The following is a 13,645-nucleotide window of genomic DNA, read 5'->3' on the forward strand; positions in this document are numbered from 1 at the left end:
GCTGCTGCAAGCTACGGCGCCGGGCTTGCGCCCGGCGCTGGGCAGCTTGAAGCGTGCGGCTTGTAGCTTGCCGCTTTATTGCGATTTCCTGACCCGCAGGTACCATTCCGACAGCAGGCGCACCTGTTTGTCGGTGTAGCCACGCTCCACCATCCGCGTGACGAAGTCGTTGTGCTTCTGTTGGTCCTCCTTGCTGGCCTTGGCGTTGAAGCTGATGACCGGCAGCAGGTCCTCGGTGTTGGAGAACATTTTCTTCTCGATCACCACCCGCAGCTTCTCGTAGCTGAGCCAGCTCGGGTTCTTGCCATTGTTGTTGGCACGGGCGCGCAGCACGAAGTTGACGATTTCGTTGCGGAAGTCCTTCGGATTGCTGATGCCTGCCGGTTTCTCGATCTTTTCCAGCTCTTCGTTGAGGGCGATGCGGTTGAGGATCTCGCCGGTCTCCGGGTCGCGGTATTCCTGGTCCTGGATCCAGAAGTCGGCGTACAGCACATAGCGGTCGAAGATGTTCTGGCCGTATTCGCTGTAGGACTCGAGGTAGGCAGTCTGGATCTCCTTGCCGATGAACTCGATGTAGCGCGGTGCCAGGTACTCCTTCAGGTAGCGCAGGTAGCGCTCGCGCACTTCGGCCGGGAACTGTTCCTGCTCGATCTGCTGTTCCAGCACATACAGCAGGTGCACCGGGTTGGCTGCCACTTCATGTGGGTCGAAGTTGAACACCTTGGAGAGGATCTTGAAGGCGAAGCGGGTCGACAGGCCGTTCATGCCTTCGTCGACGCCGGCCGCATCGCGGTACTCCTGGATCGACTTGGCTTTCGGGTCGGTGTCCTTGAGATTTTCGCCGTCGTAGACGCGCATCTTCGAGTAGATGTTGGAGTTTTCCGGCTCTTTGAGGCGCGACAGCACGGTGAACTGGGCAAGCATCTTCAGTGTGTCGGGCGCGCAATGGGCCTTGGCCAGCGAGCTGTTGACCAGCAACTTGTCGTAGATCTTGATCTCATCGCTGACGCGCAGGCAGTACGGTACCTTGACGATGTAGATCCGGTCGATGAACGCCTCGTTGTTCTTGTTGTTGCGGAAGGTGTGCCACTCCGATTCGTTGGAGTGGGCCAGCAGGATACCGGTGTAGGGAATGGCCCCAAGGCCCTCGGTGCTGTTGTAGTTGCCTTCCTGGGTAGCGGTGAGCAAGGGGTGCAAGACCTTGATCGGCGCCTTGAACATTTCGACGAACTCCATCAGGCCCTGGTTGGCCCGGCACAGTGCGCCCGAGTAGCTGTAGGCATCGGCGTCGTTCTGCGGGAATTCTTCGAGCTTGCGGATATCGACCTTACCGACCAGCGCAGAGATGTCCTGGTTGTTCTCGTCACCTGGTTCGGTCTTGGCGATGGCAATCTGGTTGAGGATCGAGGGGTACAGCTTCACTACCCTGAACTTGCTGATATCACCGCCGAATTCCTGCAGGCGCTTGGTGGCCCAGGGCGACATGATGGTGTTCAGGTAGCGCCGCGAGATGCCGTACTCTTCCTCGAGAATGGCCCCGTCTTCAGTGGCATTGAACAAGCCCAAGGGTGACTCGAATACCGGCGAGCCCTTGATGGCGTAGAAAGGTACCTTCTCCATCAGCTGCTTGAGTTTCTCGGCCAGCGACGATTTACCGCCGCCTACCGGGCCCAGCAGATAGAGGATCTGTTTCTTCTCTTCCAGGCCTTGGGCGGCATGGCGGAAGTACGAAACGATCTGGTCGATGCACTCTTCCATGCCATGGAAGTCGGCAAAGGCCGGATACCGGCGAATGACCTTGTTGGAGAATATTCGCGACAGCCTGGAGTTGGTAGAGGTGTCGATCAGTTCTGGCTCACCGATGGCCAGCAACAGCCGTTCAGCCGCCGATGCGTAGGCACTGCGATCCTCTTTGCACAGCTCGAGGTACTCCTGCAGCGAGAGTTCTTCCTGGCGCGTAGACTCGAAGCGTTGTTGGAAGTGGCTAAAAATACTCATGACGTCACCTCGCTCGATACGTGGAGACGACGCCGGATCAGTCAGCTGATGCTGGCATGCAACCGGGTTCGCCGATTGCTGTATACCCCCCAGAACACCCTGTAACGCTACCGATGACCCGCACGCCGGTGTACCGGCTCTCCCCTTTTTCTGGATGGCCTGCGCTTAAGAATAGTTGGTTATCCGCAAGATCAAGGGCGGGCGGCGGAGAAGTTGCGAACGACCGTTCGTCAGGTGGGGTGCGAGCCCGCGTGGGGCGCGGGCTGCAGTAAAAATGAAAAAAATTATTCGGCGGTGCCCTGGGCGGTCTCGGCCGGGTAGGTGGTACGCCACAGTTCGAAGCCGCCATCGACGCTGTACACGTCGGAGAAGCCCTGGCCGACCAGGTAGGCGGCTGCGCTCTGGCTGGAATTGCCGTGGTAGCAGACCACCAGGGTCGGGGCATCCAGGTCGGCATTGCGGATGAACTCGGCGACCGAGTGGTTATCCAGATGCTTGGCGCCGGTGATGTGGCCGGCGGCGAAGGCTTGCGAGTCGCGAATGTCGACGACTACCGCACCTTGCGCGCGCAGGGCCAGGGCCTGCTCGGGAGGGATGCGCTTGAATTCGCTCATGGGTACGGTTCTCTTCAGGGTTGATCGATCAGTGTAGTGGCTTGTGGCGGCGGGCGGACATGACCGTCGTCGGTGCAGTCACAGCGGTGGTATTCGCCGCTATCGACGTTGTACAGGGTCATGGCACCGCCCCACACGCAGCCGGTGTCGAGGGCGATGATGCCGGGTTCGTTGACCTGGCCTTGGAGAGCAGCCCAGTGGCCGAAGATGATCTTCACGTGGCGCGAGCGGCGGTCCTTGTGTGCATACCAGGGCTTGTAGCCTTTGGGTGCGGTGTCCAGGCCTTCCTTGCTCTTGAGGTCGAGCTTGCCTGCCGCGGTGCAGAAGCGCATGCGCGTGAGGTAGTTGGTGATCACTCGCAAACGTTCCACGCCAGTGAGGCTCTTGCTCCACTTGTTCGGCTCGTTGCCGTACATGCCATCCAGAAAAGGTTGCAGGCGATTGTCGTCACGCAGTACCTGTTCGACTTCGCCGGCCAGCTGGAGTGCTTGGCCAAGGGTCCACTGAGGCGGAATGCCGGCATGGACCAGGGCGATGCCACGAGGCTCGTCGTAATGCAGCAGCTTCTGCTGGCGCAGCCAGTCGAACAGTTGGTCAGCATCCGGTGCTTCGATGATCTCGCGCAGCGTGTCGCTTTTCTTCAGACGCTCGACGTTGTGCCAGACGGCCAGCAGGTGCAGGTCGTGGTTACCCAGCACGCACACCAGCGATTGGCGGATCGAATAGAGGTAACGCAGCGTTTCCAGCGACTCGGGGCCACGGTTGACCAGGTCGCCGACCAGCCACAGGCGGTCGACCGCCGGGTTGAAGTTGACTCGTTCGAGCAGGCACTTGAGCGGCCCCAGGCAGCCTTGCAGGTCTCCGACGGCATAGGTGGCCATCAGTGCAGCGCTCCAGGGACCGCAAGGCGGAAGGGTGCGATGTCGGCGTCGAAACGCTTGCCGTCTTCGGCGAACATTTCGTAGCTGCCCTGCATGGTGCCGACGCGTGTGCTGATCACCGCGCCGCTGCTGTAGGTATGGCTCTGGCCGGGCTCGATGGTCGGCTGCTGGCCAACTACGCCGGCACCGCGCACTTCCTCGACTTCGCCATCACCGTTGGTGATCAACCAGTGGCGTGACAGCAGCTTGGCTTTGACCGAGCCATTGTTTTGCACGGTGATGGTGTAGGCGAAGGCGAAGCGACTGCTTTCTGGGTCGGATTGGTCTTTCAGGTAACGGGTCACGACGCTGACGTCGATCTGATAGCGAGGGTCGGACATGCAAGGGCCTTGGGCGAACTGACGCAATAATGCAGTCTAGGCCATTGGGAGGGGGGAGGGCCAGCGGTGTGGGGGATCGGGAGATTTGTGCTGTCAGTGCCGGCCCCTTCGCGAGCAAGCCCGCTCCCACAAGGACCGCACAGATTTCTGGGGTTGTGCAATTTCTGTGGGAGCGAGCTTGCCCGCGAAAGGGCCAGTGCAGGCGAAATCAGGCTTGCTGGTCGGCCAGCTTATCAGCCAGGCGCACGAAGGCCGCGAGGTCGAGCTGTTCAGGGCGCAGGCTGCCATCCACGCCAGCGGCTTCGATGGCGGCGCTGTCGAGCAGCCCCTTCATCGTGTTGCGCAGGGTCTTGCGACGCTGGTTGAACGCTTCGCGCACTACCTGCTCCAGCAACCGTGCATCCTTGGCCGGGTGCGGTAGCACTTCGTGCGGCACCAGGCGCACGATCGCCGAGTCGACCTTCGGTGGCGGGTTGAACGCGCCCGGGCCGACGTTGAACAGGTGTTCCACACGGCAGTGGTACTGCACCATGATCGACAGGCGACCCCAATCACCACCGCCTGGGCCTGCCGCCATGCGCTCGACCACTTCCTTCTGCAGCATGAAGTGCATGTCCCGGATCAGCCCGGCGTGGCTGAGCAGGTGGAAGATCAGCGGGGTGGAGATGTTGTAAGGCAGGTTGCCGACCACCTTCAGGCTGCGCGGCGGTACGCCCAGCTGGTTGAAGTCGAATTTCAGCGCATCACCCTGGTGCAGGCGGAAATTGCTGCGGCCAGCGAACTTGTGCTGGAGGATCGGTACCAGGTCCTTGTCCAGTTCGACGACGTCCAGTTGTGCGCCGCTGCCCAGCAGGCCCTCGGTGAGGGCGCCCTGGCCCGGGCCGATTTCCAGCAGGTGTTCGCCAGCCTTGGCGTTGATGGCGCGCAGGATGCGGTCGATGATGCCCGCATCGTGCAGGAAGTTCTGGCCGAAGCGCTTGCGCGCCCGGTGTTGGTATTGCTCGTTCATGGTCGGTTCTCGGCCATCTGGTAGGCGGTTTCCAGGGCGACGCGCAGGCTGCCGGTGTCGACCTTGCCGCTGCCGGCCAGGTCAAGGGCGGTGCCGTGGTCGACCGATGTGCGGATGATCGGCAGGCCCAGGGTCACGTTGACGGCAGCGCCAAAGCCTTTGTACTTGAGTACGGGCAGGCCCTGGTCATGGTACATCGCCAGCACCGCGTCGCAGTGCTCCAGATATTTGGGGGTAAACAGGGTATCGGCCGGCAGCGGGCCGCGCAGGTCCATGCCTTCGTTACGCAGGCGGGCCAGCGTTGGCTCGATGATGTCGATTTCTTCGCGGCCAAGATGGCCGCCTTCTCCGGCATGCGGGTTAAGGCCGCAGACCAGGATGCGCGGGTTGGCGATGCCGAACTTGTCGCGCATGTCGGCGTGCAGGATACGGGTGACCCGCTCTACGCGCTCGGCAGTGATGGCGTCGGCAATGTCCCGCAGCGGCAGGTGCGTGGTCACCAAGGCTACGCGCAGGCCACGGGTGGCCAGCATCATCACGACTTGGGCGGTGCTGGTCAGGTCGGCAAGGAATTCGGTATGGCCGGAGAAGGCGATACCGCTTTCGTTGATCACACCCTTGTGCACCGGCGCGGTGATCATCCCGGCAAATTGCCCGTCGAGGCAGCCTTGGCCGGCACGGGTCAGCGTTTCCAGCACGAATGCCGCATTGTCCTTGTCCAGCTGGCCTGGCACCACTGGCGCGGCCAAGGGGGTATCCCAGACGTACAGGCTGCCGGCAGGCGCAGGCTGGTCGGGCCATTGGCCTGGCATAACCGGCAGCAGGCTGACGGCCAGCCCCAGCTGCGTGGCCCGCTCGGCGAGCAGGTCACGGCTGGTGATGGCAATCAGGGGATGGGGCTGGGCGTCGGCGGCGAGCAGCAGGCACAGGTCGGGGCCTATGCCGGCTGGTTCGCCGGGGGTGACGGCGAAGCGCAGGGGCTTCACTGTGCGGCCTGGTCAGCGCCAGGCAGCTTGATTTCAACGTAGGCTTCGTCGCGGATCTGGCGCAGCCAGGTCTGCAGCTCTTCGTCGTACTTGCGGTTGCGCAGCACGTTCATGGCCTGTTGCTCACGCGCCTGCTCGGTGCTGTCGGTGGCACGGCGGCCCAGCACTTCAAGGACGTGCCAGCCGTACTGGGTCTTGAACGGTTTGGTCACCACACCTTGCTGGGCGTTGGCCATCTGCTCGCGGAACTCCGGTACCAGGCTGTTCGGGTCGACCCAGTTGAGGTCGCCGCCGTTGAGTGCAGAACCTGGGTCTTCCGAGAAGCTCTTCGCCAGCTCGCCGAAGTCTTCGCCGTTCTGGATGCGGTCGTACAGGCGCTCGGCCAGCTGTTTGGTGGCTGCTTCGCTGCGAATTTCGCTCGGCTTGATCAGGATGTGGCGGACATGCACTTCGTCACGCAGCACGTTCTCGCCGCCACCGCGCTTCTCCTCGAGCTTGAGGAGGATGAAGCCGTTGGGGATGCGAATTGGCTGGGTGATGTCGCCGACTGCCATGCTGCTGAGCATCTTGGCGAAGTCTGGTGGCAGCTGGGCCGCTTTACGCCAGCCCATTTCACCACCCTCAAGGGCGTTTTCGCTGGCCGAGTTGGCAATCGCTACCTGGCCGAAGTCGGCACCCTGGCGCAGTTGCTGGTACAGGTCGCCGACCTTGCGCGCAGCTTTCTGGATGTCGTCCGAGTTGGCGGCTTCCGGGGTCGGGATGAGGATGTTGGCCAGGCGGTACTCTTCCGACATCTGCATCTTGCCCATGTCCGAGGCGAGGAAGTTCTTCACTTCCTGCTCGGAAACCTGGATGCGCTCGGCAACGCGGCGCTGACGCACGCGGCTGATGATCATCTCGCGCTTGACCTGCTCACGGGCGTCGTCGAACGACAGGCCATCATGGGCGAGGGCGGCGCGGAACTGCTCCAGGGACATGCCATTGCGCTGGGCAATGGTGCCGATGGCCTGGTTCAGCTCTTCGTCGGTGATGCGGATGCCCGAACGTTCGCCAATCTGCAGCTGCAGGTTCTCGACGATCAGGCGTTCCAGTACCTGCTGCTCCAGCGCGCCGGACGGCGGCACACCGCCGCCGCGCTTGGCGATGGTCTGCTGCACCTCGTGGACACGCTGGTCCAGTTGGCTCTGCATGACCACGTCGTTGTCGACGATGGCCACCACGCGGTCGATGGGTTGTACCGCGGCATGCACCGCGCCACTCAGCAATGCAGCGCCCAGCAACACCGGGCGCAGTCGATCAATAAGCTTGGTCTTCACGTGTACGGTAACCTTGGATGCCTTGGTCGAGGAACGATTCCACCTTGTTGCCCACTACGCCGCCGAGGCCTTTCAGGACGATTTGCAGGAAGATGCCGTGGTCGCCTTTTTCGTTTGCAGGGGTAGCCTGGCTGAAGTCGTCGTAGTCGATCCAGTAACGGTTGATCAGGCGCAGCTTCCAGCAGCAGTTGTCGTACTCGAAACCGCCCATGGCTTCCAGGGTACGGTTGCGGTTGTAGTCATGCTGCCAGCGGGCAATCACGTTCCATTGCGGTACGACTGGCCAGATGACCGAGAAGTCGTGCTGCTGGATCTTGTAGTAATCCTTGATGTAGTTGTCGGTGCCCGGGGTGCCATAGTCGCCGCCACCCACTTTCCAGGTACCGGTAGTGGAGTCGTAGGCGATCGTGTCGTTGCGGTAGCGATAACCGAAGTTGACGATCTTGTTCGGGTTGTCTTCAGGCTGGTAGTGGAACATCGCGCTGCCCGAGCGGGTGCTGCGGCTGTCCGGGTCCCAGTTGAAGTCCGAATTGAAGCGCCAGTCGCGGTTGAAGTAGTAGTTGTACAGCAACGCGTACGGCGACACATCCGACTGCGAGTCTTTGCGGGTACGGTAGTCGATGCCTGGCAGCTGGACCTTGCGGTCCTTGAAGTAGTAAGCCTGGCCGATGCTGAAATTCTGACGCTCGAAGCCGTTGTCCTCGATCCAGCGGGTGGTCACGCCCAGCGACAGTTTGTTCTCGTCACCGATACGGTCGGTGCCGGAGAAGCGGTTGTCGCGGAACAGCGAGTCGTAGCTGAACAAGGTTTCACCCGTATCGAACAGCGGGATGTCCTTCTGGTCCTTGTACGGGACGTAGAGGTAGTACATGCGCGGTTCGAGGGTCTGCCGGTAGTTGGTACCGAACAGCGACGTGTTGCGGTCGAAATACAGGCCGCTGTCGACCGAGGCGATCGGAATGTCCCGGTTCAGCGTGCTGTTGTAGCTGCCGTATGCCGGGTTGGCCGATTGCGCAATCGCTTGTGCCTGGCCTTGACTGTCCAGATCGAGGTCATAGTGCGTGTACGCATACTTCAGCTTGGGCGTGATGTAGCCATAGCTGGCTTGCATCGGCAGGCTGATCGACGGCGCGACATTCAGGCGTGTGCCGTTGGCCCGCGCAATACCACTGATGTTCTGGTCCAGGCGGCGACCATCGGGACCGGCGGTTGTGTCGAGGTTGCCGTCCTTGTCGAATACCGTGTCGTTCTTCAGGTCACGGTCGAAGCGTACCGCTTCGGTTTCGTAACCCATGTCCAGGCCACCTGGATGGAACGGCAGCGCACCGTTGAGGGTGATCTGCGGCAGCTTGTTGTACGGCGTGATCTGCGACAATGTCGCCATTTCGTAGGCTTGCGCATTCAGGCGAGCGGTGTAGCTGTCGCCACGCCAGGTCAGGGCACCCTGCTGGTTGACCACGTCGCGGCTTTCTACGCCAATCTGGTCAGATTCCAAGTCCTGGAAATAGAACGGATCGCTGATATCGGTGTAGTCCACTTCAGCCAACAGGCGCTCATCCAAGCCACCTTTGTGCTGCCAGTTGATCATCCAGCGTTCTTTCTTGTAGTCCGTCTGCAGCTTGCGATCGTCGTTCTCGTCGTTGAGGTACGCGCCACCGAACTGCCCTTCGCTGGACTTGGTCAGGTAGCGGAACTCGCCTTCCATCAGCAGGCCGCGCTTGGCCATGTAGCGCGGGTACAACGTGGCGTCATAGTTGGGCGCCAGGTTGAAGTAGTAAGGCGTGACCAGCATGAAGCCGGTGTCGCTGGTGCTGCTGAACGACGGCGGCAGGAAGCCGGACTGGCGACGGTCGTCGATCGGGAAGTAGATGTACGGTGTGTAGAGCACCGGGAAATCTTTGACCCGCAGGGTAACGTTGGTCGCGGTACCGAAACCGGTCGCCGGGTTCAGGGTGATGTTGTTGCCCTTCAACTGCCAGGCGTTGCTGCCGGGTTCGCACGTGGTGTACGTACCGTCCTTGAGACGGATGATGGCGTTTTCGCCACGCTTGGCGTACAGGGCGTTGCCGCGAATGTGCGACTTGTGCATCACGTATTCGGCGTTGTCGACCTGGGCTTCGCCGGTATCGAGCTGAATCTGGGCCTCGTCACCGACCACCAGCGAGCCGTTGTCGCGGATCTTGACGTTACCCTTGAGCTCGCCACGGTTCTCGGCCTGGTACAGGTTGGCCTCGTCGGCTTCGGCCTGCATGCTGCCCTGGCGCATGACCACGTCACCGGCGAGGGTAGCAATCTGCTGCTCCTGCTGGTATTTGGAGACCTTGGCGTTGATGTAGGTCGGCGACTCGTCCTTCGGCGTGGAGTCAGCCATGCCTGGGCGAGTGGGCTCGATATACGCGCCACCGCAGTACGGGCCGGTTTCGGCCAGCTGGGCGGCAGTGAGCTTCTCGCGTGGAACCCAGTCGAGGTGGCTGTAGTCTTCACTGCGCGACTTCAGGCCACGGCCTTTGGCCTCGGTGACCAGCATCGGCTTGTCAGCGGACTCGGTCGGCTCGGCTTCGGTGCCCGAAGTGAGCGCGGCGCCTTCATGCACTGGGCGCGGAGGCAGGTTGTTGGCTGGGGTCTTGGGCTTGCAGTCCCAACCACCGGAGGCGGACACTTGGCAGTCGAACTGCTCGGCAGCCACCGCATAGGAGGTGGCCAGAGGTTGCATGGCCAGCAGACCGCCGGTCACCAGCAACGGAAACTTTCTACGAAACGCGGGGGATTTCAATGCCATCTTATTAGTCCGGGCTTCCTGCGTGCCATCTGCCCGCGTGTGGGGCCGCACGCCTCTCGATGGTCTGAAAAAGATGCTGGATAATAAAGCATGACCCGCTTGACGGCTAGGGCCGTCGGAGACCCTTGTAATGCCTGAACACGATGTACGCCTGCAACAACTGACTGTCTGGCTCCATGAGCAGCTCGATCAGCTTTTCCGCGACAACGCCTGGGGCGAGGTGCCCGAGGGCAGCCTGACCGCTGCCAGCAGCGATGCCAGCTTCCGCCGCTACTTCCGCTGGCAGGGCGCAGGCCACAGCTTCGTGATCATGGACGCGCCACCACCACAGGAAAACTGCCGGCCATTCGTCGCCATTGACCATCTGCTGGCCAGCGCAGGCGTGCATGTGCCGCAGATTCATGCGCAGGACCTGGAGCGCGGTTTCCTGTTGCTGGGTGATCTGGGCCACCAGACATACCTGGACATCATTCAGGCCGACAACGCCGATGCACTGTTCGCGGATGCCATCGACGCGCTCTTGGCCTTCCAACGCCTGCCGATGGACGCACCGTTGCCCAGCTACGACGACGCCTTGCTACGCCGTGAAGTCGAACTGTTCCCGGAATGGTACGTAGGCCGTGAGCTCGGCCTGGCCTTCACTGAAGCGCAGAGGGCCAGCTGGCAGCGTATCAGCCAGCAGCTGATCGACAGCGCCCTGGCCCAGCCCAAGGTACTGGTGCACCGTGACTACATGCCGCGCAACCTGATGCAGAGCACCCCGAACCCAGGGGTACTGGACTTCCAGGACGCGGTTTATGGCCCGGTCACCTACGATATCACCTGCCTGTTCAAGGATGCGTTCCTCAGCTGGCCGCAGGCGCAGGTCGAAGGCTGGCTGCGCAACTACTGGAACCAGGCGCAGGCTGCGGGCATTCCGGTGCAGCCGGCATTCGACGATTTCCAGCGCGCCAGCGACCTGATGGGCGTGCAGCGCCACCTCAAGGTGATCGGTATCTTCGCGCGAATCTGCCATCGTGACGGAAAACCGCGTTATCTGGCCGACGTCCCGCGATTCTTCGCCTATATAGATGAAGTGGTCAGCCGTCGCCCGGAGCTTGCCGAACTGGGCCAGCTGATCGCCGAGTTGCAAGCCGGAGCGCGTGCATGAAGGCGATGATTCTTGCAGCAGGCAAAGGCGAGCGCATGCGCCCGCTGACCCTGCATACCCCCAAACCGCTGGTGCCAGTCGCGGGTCAGCCACTGATCGAGTATCACCTGCGCGCGCTGGCAGCGGCCGGGTTTACCGAGGTGGTGATCAACCACGCCTGGCTTGGCCAGCAGATCGAAGACCATCTGGGCGATGGCAGCCGGTTCGGCCTGCGCATCCGCTACTCGGCCGAAGGTGAGCCGCTGGAAACCGGCGGCGGAATCTTCAAGGCTCTGCCATTGCTGGGGAATGAACCGTTCGCCTTGATCAACGGCGATGTCTGGACCGACTATGACTTCAGCCTCTTGCGCGCTCCGCTGCGCGGGCTGGCGCACCTGGTGCTGGTCGACAACCCCGGCCATCACGGGATTGGTGACTTCCGTCTGAGCGAGGGTCGGGTGGTCGATGGTGACGACGCCCCAGGTACGCTGACTTTCAGCGGCCTCTCGGTGCTGCACCCGGCCTTGTTCGAAGGCTGTCAGGCGGGCGCCTTCAAACTGGCACCGTTGCTGCGCCAGGCGATGGCGTCAGGCCAGGTGAGCGGTGAGCATTTCCGCGGCCACTGGGTGGATGTCGGTACCTTGGAGCGCCTGGCCGAGGTCGAGCGCTTGATCGGCGAGCGCGCCTGACATGTGGTGGCCAGGCACGGTGATCGGGCTGGGTGCAGGCTTTGCGGTCGCCAGTATTCCGGGCGCGCTACTCGGTGCCTTGCTGGGCCAGGCGATGGACCGGCGCATCCGCTTGCAGGGCTGGGATGACATGCGCGAGCGGCTGGGCGGTCGCCCGGTCCTGCAAGACGATGAGTTGCTGTTCGTGCTGCTCGGGCGTCTAGCCAAGAGCGATGGCCGTGTAGCTGAGCAGCATATCCAGCAGGCGCGGCAGGAAATGGTCCGCCTGGACATGGCCGAGGCGGCGCGGTTGCGGGCGATAGCCGCGTTCAACCGGGGCAAGACAGGCAAAGACCGGCTGTCCAGCCACCTGCGGCGCATCCGCCTGCAACCGCATGCCGCGGAGGGCACCTTGCGGGCCTGCTGGCGCATGGCCTGGGCCGACGGCAAGGCTGGGCGGCACGAGCGTGAGCTGCTGCTGGAGTGGGGGCACAAGCTAGGCCTGAGCCGGCGCCAGGTGCAGGCAATGTCGCTGGAGTACGAGCCGCGCAAGGCGCCGGTGTCAGCCGGTGTGATGAACTACGCGGCAGCACTGCGCTTGCTGGGCGTCGAGGCCGACACTGAAGGCGACCAGGTCAAGCAGGCTTACCGGCGCCTGGTCAGCAAGCATCATCCGGACAAACTGGCGGGCAGCGGGGCAAGCGAGGCGCAAGTACGCGAAGCGACCGAGCGGACCCGCGAACTGCACCAGGCCTATGCGATCGTTCGCAAGCGGGGCGGGTTCTAGAAGGGGCGCACAGCGCCCCTGGCAACCTGGAACTACTGTTGCGGGCTCATCCAGCCCCGAACCCTGCGGAACAGCTGCTCCTGCTCGCCGTCCTTGTTGGCCGGCATGGCAATCAGCGACAGTTGCTTGTATTGGCTGCCCTTCTGCCGCTTGCTGGCCTGCAAACGCTGCACTGCAGCATTGCGGTCGCCGGTACGGGTGGCGTAGTAGAGGTCGGCCGTCGGCACCTTGAGGGTAGGCGTCAGGCTTTCCAGGTCGTGCTCGACCCTGGCCGGCGTCTGTGCGGCTACCATCACCAGTTTCTGCACCTGCGGCGGTTGCTTCTCGCTCAGGTAGCGCGCTGCCCAATAGGCGCCGCTGCCGTGGCCGATCAGCACGATGCTGCGCGAATTGTGTTGCTGGGCATAGGCCACGGCAGCATCCAGCCGGGCGAAGATGCGTTCGGCGTCGGCCACGTCGTTCTGTTCGCTGGCTTGCTCGGCATCGGTGCTTTCTGCAGTATCGGCGTCGCCGGCGGTGGCCTGGGCGACGTTGGCGTTGGCGTCGGCGGGGGTATCCTTGGCCGGTGCGCTTTCGCCTGCTTTCTTCTCAGGCGCTGGCGCTGGCTTGGCCTCGACCCGCGCCTGCGGGGCGTCGGCGAGCAAGTCGGGCAGGCTCACGCTCAGGCTGTGCCAGCCTATATCCGGGAACTTGCGCCGCAGCGGGCCGACAGCGTCGGGCCAGTCGGCATTCTCGCCAGCGCCGGGGACGATGATTACGGCACCCTTCGGATCACTGTCGTTGGCCGGCTTCCACAGGGCCAGGAAGCTGTCCGCTCCGGCCTGCAGGGTCTGTTGTTCGGCTTTCGGTACCAGGCGCTCCAGGGCTTGCGCGTCTTCCTGGCTACGCTCCAGCAGCGGCGGGCGTGGCGCCGGGGCGGCGGGCGCCTCGGCTGCTGCCTCCGGCTTGGCGGCGTCAGCGGCCAGGGCGCCGAGTGGTAGGAGCGAGGCCAGGCAGCACATTGCCAGCGTCGTGCGATAAAGTGTGGACATGAATCAACCCAAGGCCAGAATGATACCGGCAGCCTAATAGTATTTGCCCGCGGCGGCCATGCTGTAT

General features: G+C 62.7%; 12 protein-coding genes. 3 read left to right on the forward strand and 9 right to left on the reverse strand.

The window, feature by feature from the left end; translation table 11 throughout:
• Positions 1-75: 75 nt before the first annotated feature.
• The 8 genes from N430_RS23625 to N430_RS23660 form a co-directional block, all read right to left on the reverse strand.
• Positions 76-1,998, reverse strand: coding sequence for a PrkA family serine protein kinase (locus tag N430_RS23625; protein ID WP_085676236.1), 1,923 nt, complete (start codon positions 1,996-1,998; stop codon positions 76-78).
• A 284-nt stretch (positions 1,999-2,282) separates the two neighbouring features.
• Entirely contained in the window at positions 2,283-2,612 is a 330-nt protein-coding gene (gene glpE, locus N430_RS23630) for a thiosulfate sulfurtransferase GlpE (protein ID WP_110639249.1), read from the reverse strand.
• A gap of 14 nt (positions 2,613-2,626) precedes the next feature.
• The gene (locus tag N430_RS23635) at positions 2,627-3,493 is read right to left on the reverse strand and encodes a symmetrical bis(5'-nucleosyl)-tetraphosphatase (RefSeq protein WP_110639250.1); all 867 of its coding nucleotides are present in this window, start codon (positions 3,491-3,493) and stop codon (positions 2,627-2,629) included.
• Positions 3,493-3,873: a Co2+/Mg2+ efflux protein ApaG gene (gene apaG / locus N430_RS23640; protein ID WP_110639251.1), complete on the reverse strand. Its 381-nt coding sequence runs from the start codon at positions 3,871-3,873 to the stop codon at positions 3,493-3,495. Before apaG ends, N430_RS23635 begins: the two co-directional genes overlap by 1 nt.
• A gap of 208 nt (positions 3,874-4,081) precedes the next feature.
• A complete protein-coding gene (gene rsmA, locus N430_RS23645) occupies positions 4,082-4,882 on the reverse strand; it encodes a 16S rRNA (adenine(1518)-N(6)/adenine(1519)-N(6))-dimethyltransferase RsmA (RefSeq protein WP_110639252.1) in 801 nt (266 codons plus the stop codon).
• The gene (gene pdxA, locus N430_RS23650; protein ID WP_110639253.1) at positions 4,879-5,868 is read right to left on the reverse strand and encodes a 4-hydroxythreonine-4-phosphate dehydrogenase PdxA; all 990 of its coding nucleotides are present in this window, start codon (positions 5,866-5,868) and stop codon (positions 4,879-4,881) included. The genes rsmA and pdxA overlap by 4 nt, the downstream gene beginning before the upstream one ends.
• Positions 5,865-7,184 carry a peptidylprolyl isomerase gene (locus tag N430_RS23655; protein WP_110639254.1) on the reverse strand — a complete coding sequence of 440 codons (1,320 nt, stop codon included), beginning with the start codon at positions 7,182-7,184 and terminating at the stop codon, positions 5,865-5,867. The genes pdxA and N430_RS23655 overlap by 4 nt, the downstream gene beginning before the upstream one ends.
• Positions 7,165-9,963, reverse strand: a complete 2,799-nt coding sequence (locus tag N430_RS23660; protein WP_110639255.1) for an LPS-assembly protein LptD — start codon at positions 9,961-9,963, stop codon at positions 7,165-7,167. The genes N430_RS23655 and N430_RS23660 overlap by 20 nt, the downstream gene beginning before the upstream one ends.
• A gap of 130 nt (positions 9,964-10,093) precedes the next feature.
• Here N430_RS23660 and N430_RS23665 point away from each other — a divergent pair, with 130 nt between their 5' ends.
• From N430_RS23665 to N430_RS23675, 3 genes are read left to right on the forward strand one after another with little or no spacing between them, the layout of a single operon-like run.
• Positions 10,094-11,113 carry an aminoglycoside phosphotransferase family protein gene (locus N430_RS23665; protein WP_110639256.1) on the forward strand — a complete coding sequence of 340 codons (1,020 nt, stop codon included), beginning with the start codon at positions 10,094-10,096 and terminating at the stop codon, positions 11,111-11,113.
• Positions 11,110-11,781, forward strand: a complete 672-nt coding sequence (gene murU, locus N430_RS23670; protein ID WP_110639257.1) for an N-acetylmuramate alpha-1-phosphate uridylyltransferase MurU — start codon at positions 11,110-11,112, stop codon at positions 11,779-11,781. The genes N430_RS23665 and murU overlap by 4 nt, the downstream gene beginning before the upstream one ends.
• Position 11,782: 1 nt before the next feature.
• Positions 11,783-12,547: a TerB family tellurite resistance protein gene (locus tag N430_RS23675; protein WP_110639258.1), complete on the forward strand. Its 765-nt coding sequence runs from the start codon at positions 11,783-11,785 to the stop codon at positions 12,545-12,547.
• Positions 12,548-12,579: 32 nt separating this feature from the next.
• On the opposite strand, the gene N430_RS23680 is transcribed toward N430_RS23675, so the two are convergent.
• Positions 12,580-13,578: an alpha/beta hydrolase family protein gene (locus tag N430_RS23680; protein WP_110639259.1), complete on the reverse strand. Its 999-nt coding sequence runs from the start codon at positions 13,576-13,578 to the stop codon at positions 12,580-12,582.
• Positions 13,579-13,645 lie beyond the last annotated feature (67 nt).

Source organism: Pseudomonas sp. CC120222-01a, from assembly GCF_003097235.1.
Lineage (GTDB): Bacteria > Pseudomonadota > Gammaproteobacteria > Pseudomonadales > Pseudomonadaceae > Aquipseudomonas.

What these genes read in the sequence shown, in the direction of transcription:
- N430_RS23625 (WP_085676236.1), bottom strand. Translation starts at nt 1,998, where the DNA reads ATGAGTATTTTTAGCCACTTCCAACAACGCTTCGAGTCTACGCGCCAG.
- N430_RS23680 (WP_110639259.1), bottom strand. Translation starts at nt 13,578, where the DNA reads ATGTCCACACTTTATCGCACGACGCTGGCAATGTGCTGCCTGGCCTCG.
- N430_RS23665 (WP_110639256.1), top strand. Translation starts at nt 10,094, where the DNA reads ATGCCTGAACACGATGTACGCCTGCAACAACTGACTGTCTGGCTCCAT.
- N430_RS23635 (WP_110639250.1), bottom strand. Translation starts at nt 3,493, where the DNA reads ATGGCCACCTATGCCGTCGGAGACCTGCAAGGCTGCCTGGGGCCGCTC.
- murU (WP_110639257.1), top strand. Translation starts at nt 11,110, where the DNA reads ATGAAGGCGATGATTCTTGCAGCAGGCAAAGGCGAGCGCATGCGCCCG.
- rsmA (WP_110639252.1), bottom strand. Translation starts at nt 4,882, where the DNA reads ATGAACGAGCAATACCAACACCGGGCGCGCAAGCGCTTCGGCCAGAAC.
- N430_RS23660 (WP_110639255.1), bottom strand. Translation starts at nt 9,963, where the DNA reads ATGGCATTGAAATCCCCCGCGTTTCGTAGAAAGTTTCCGTTGCTGGTG.
- apaG (WP_110639251.1), bottom strand. Translation starts at nt 3,873, where the DNA reads ATGTCCGACCCTCGCTATCAGATCGACGTCAGCGTCGTGACCCGTTAC.
- N430_RS23675 (WP_110639258.1), top strand. Translation starts at nt 11,783, where the DNA reads ATGTGGTGGCCAGGCACGGTGATCGGGCTGGGTGCAGGCTTTGCGGTC.
- glpE (WP_110639249.1), bottom strand. Translation starts at nt 2,612, where the DNA reads ATGAGCGAATTCAAGCGCATCCCTCCCGAGCAGGCCCTGGCCCTGCGC.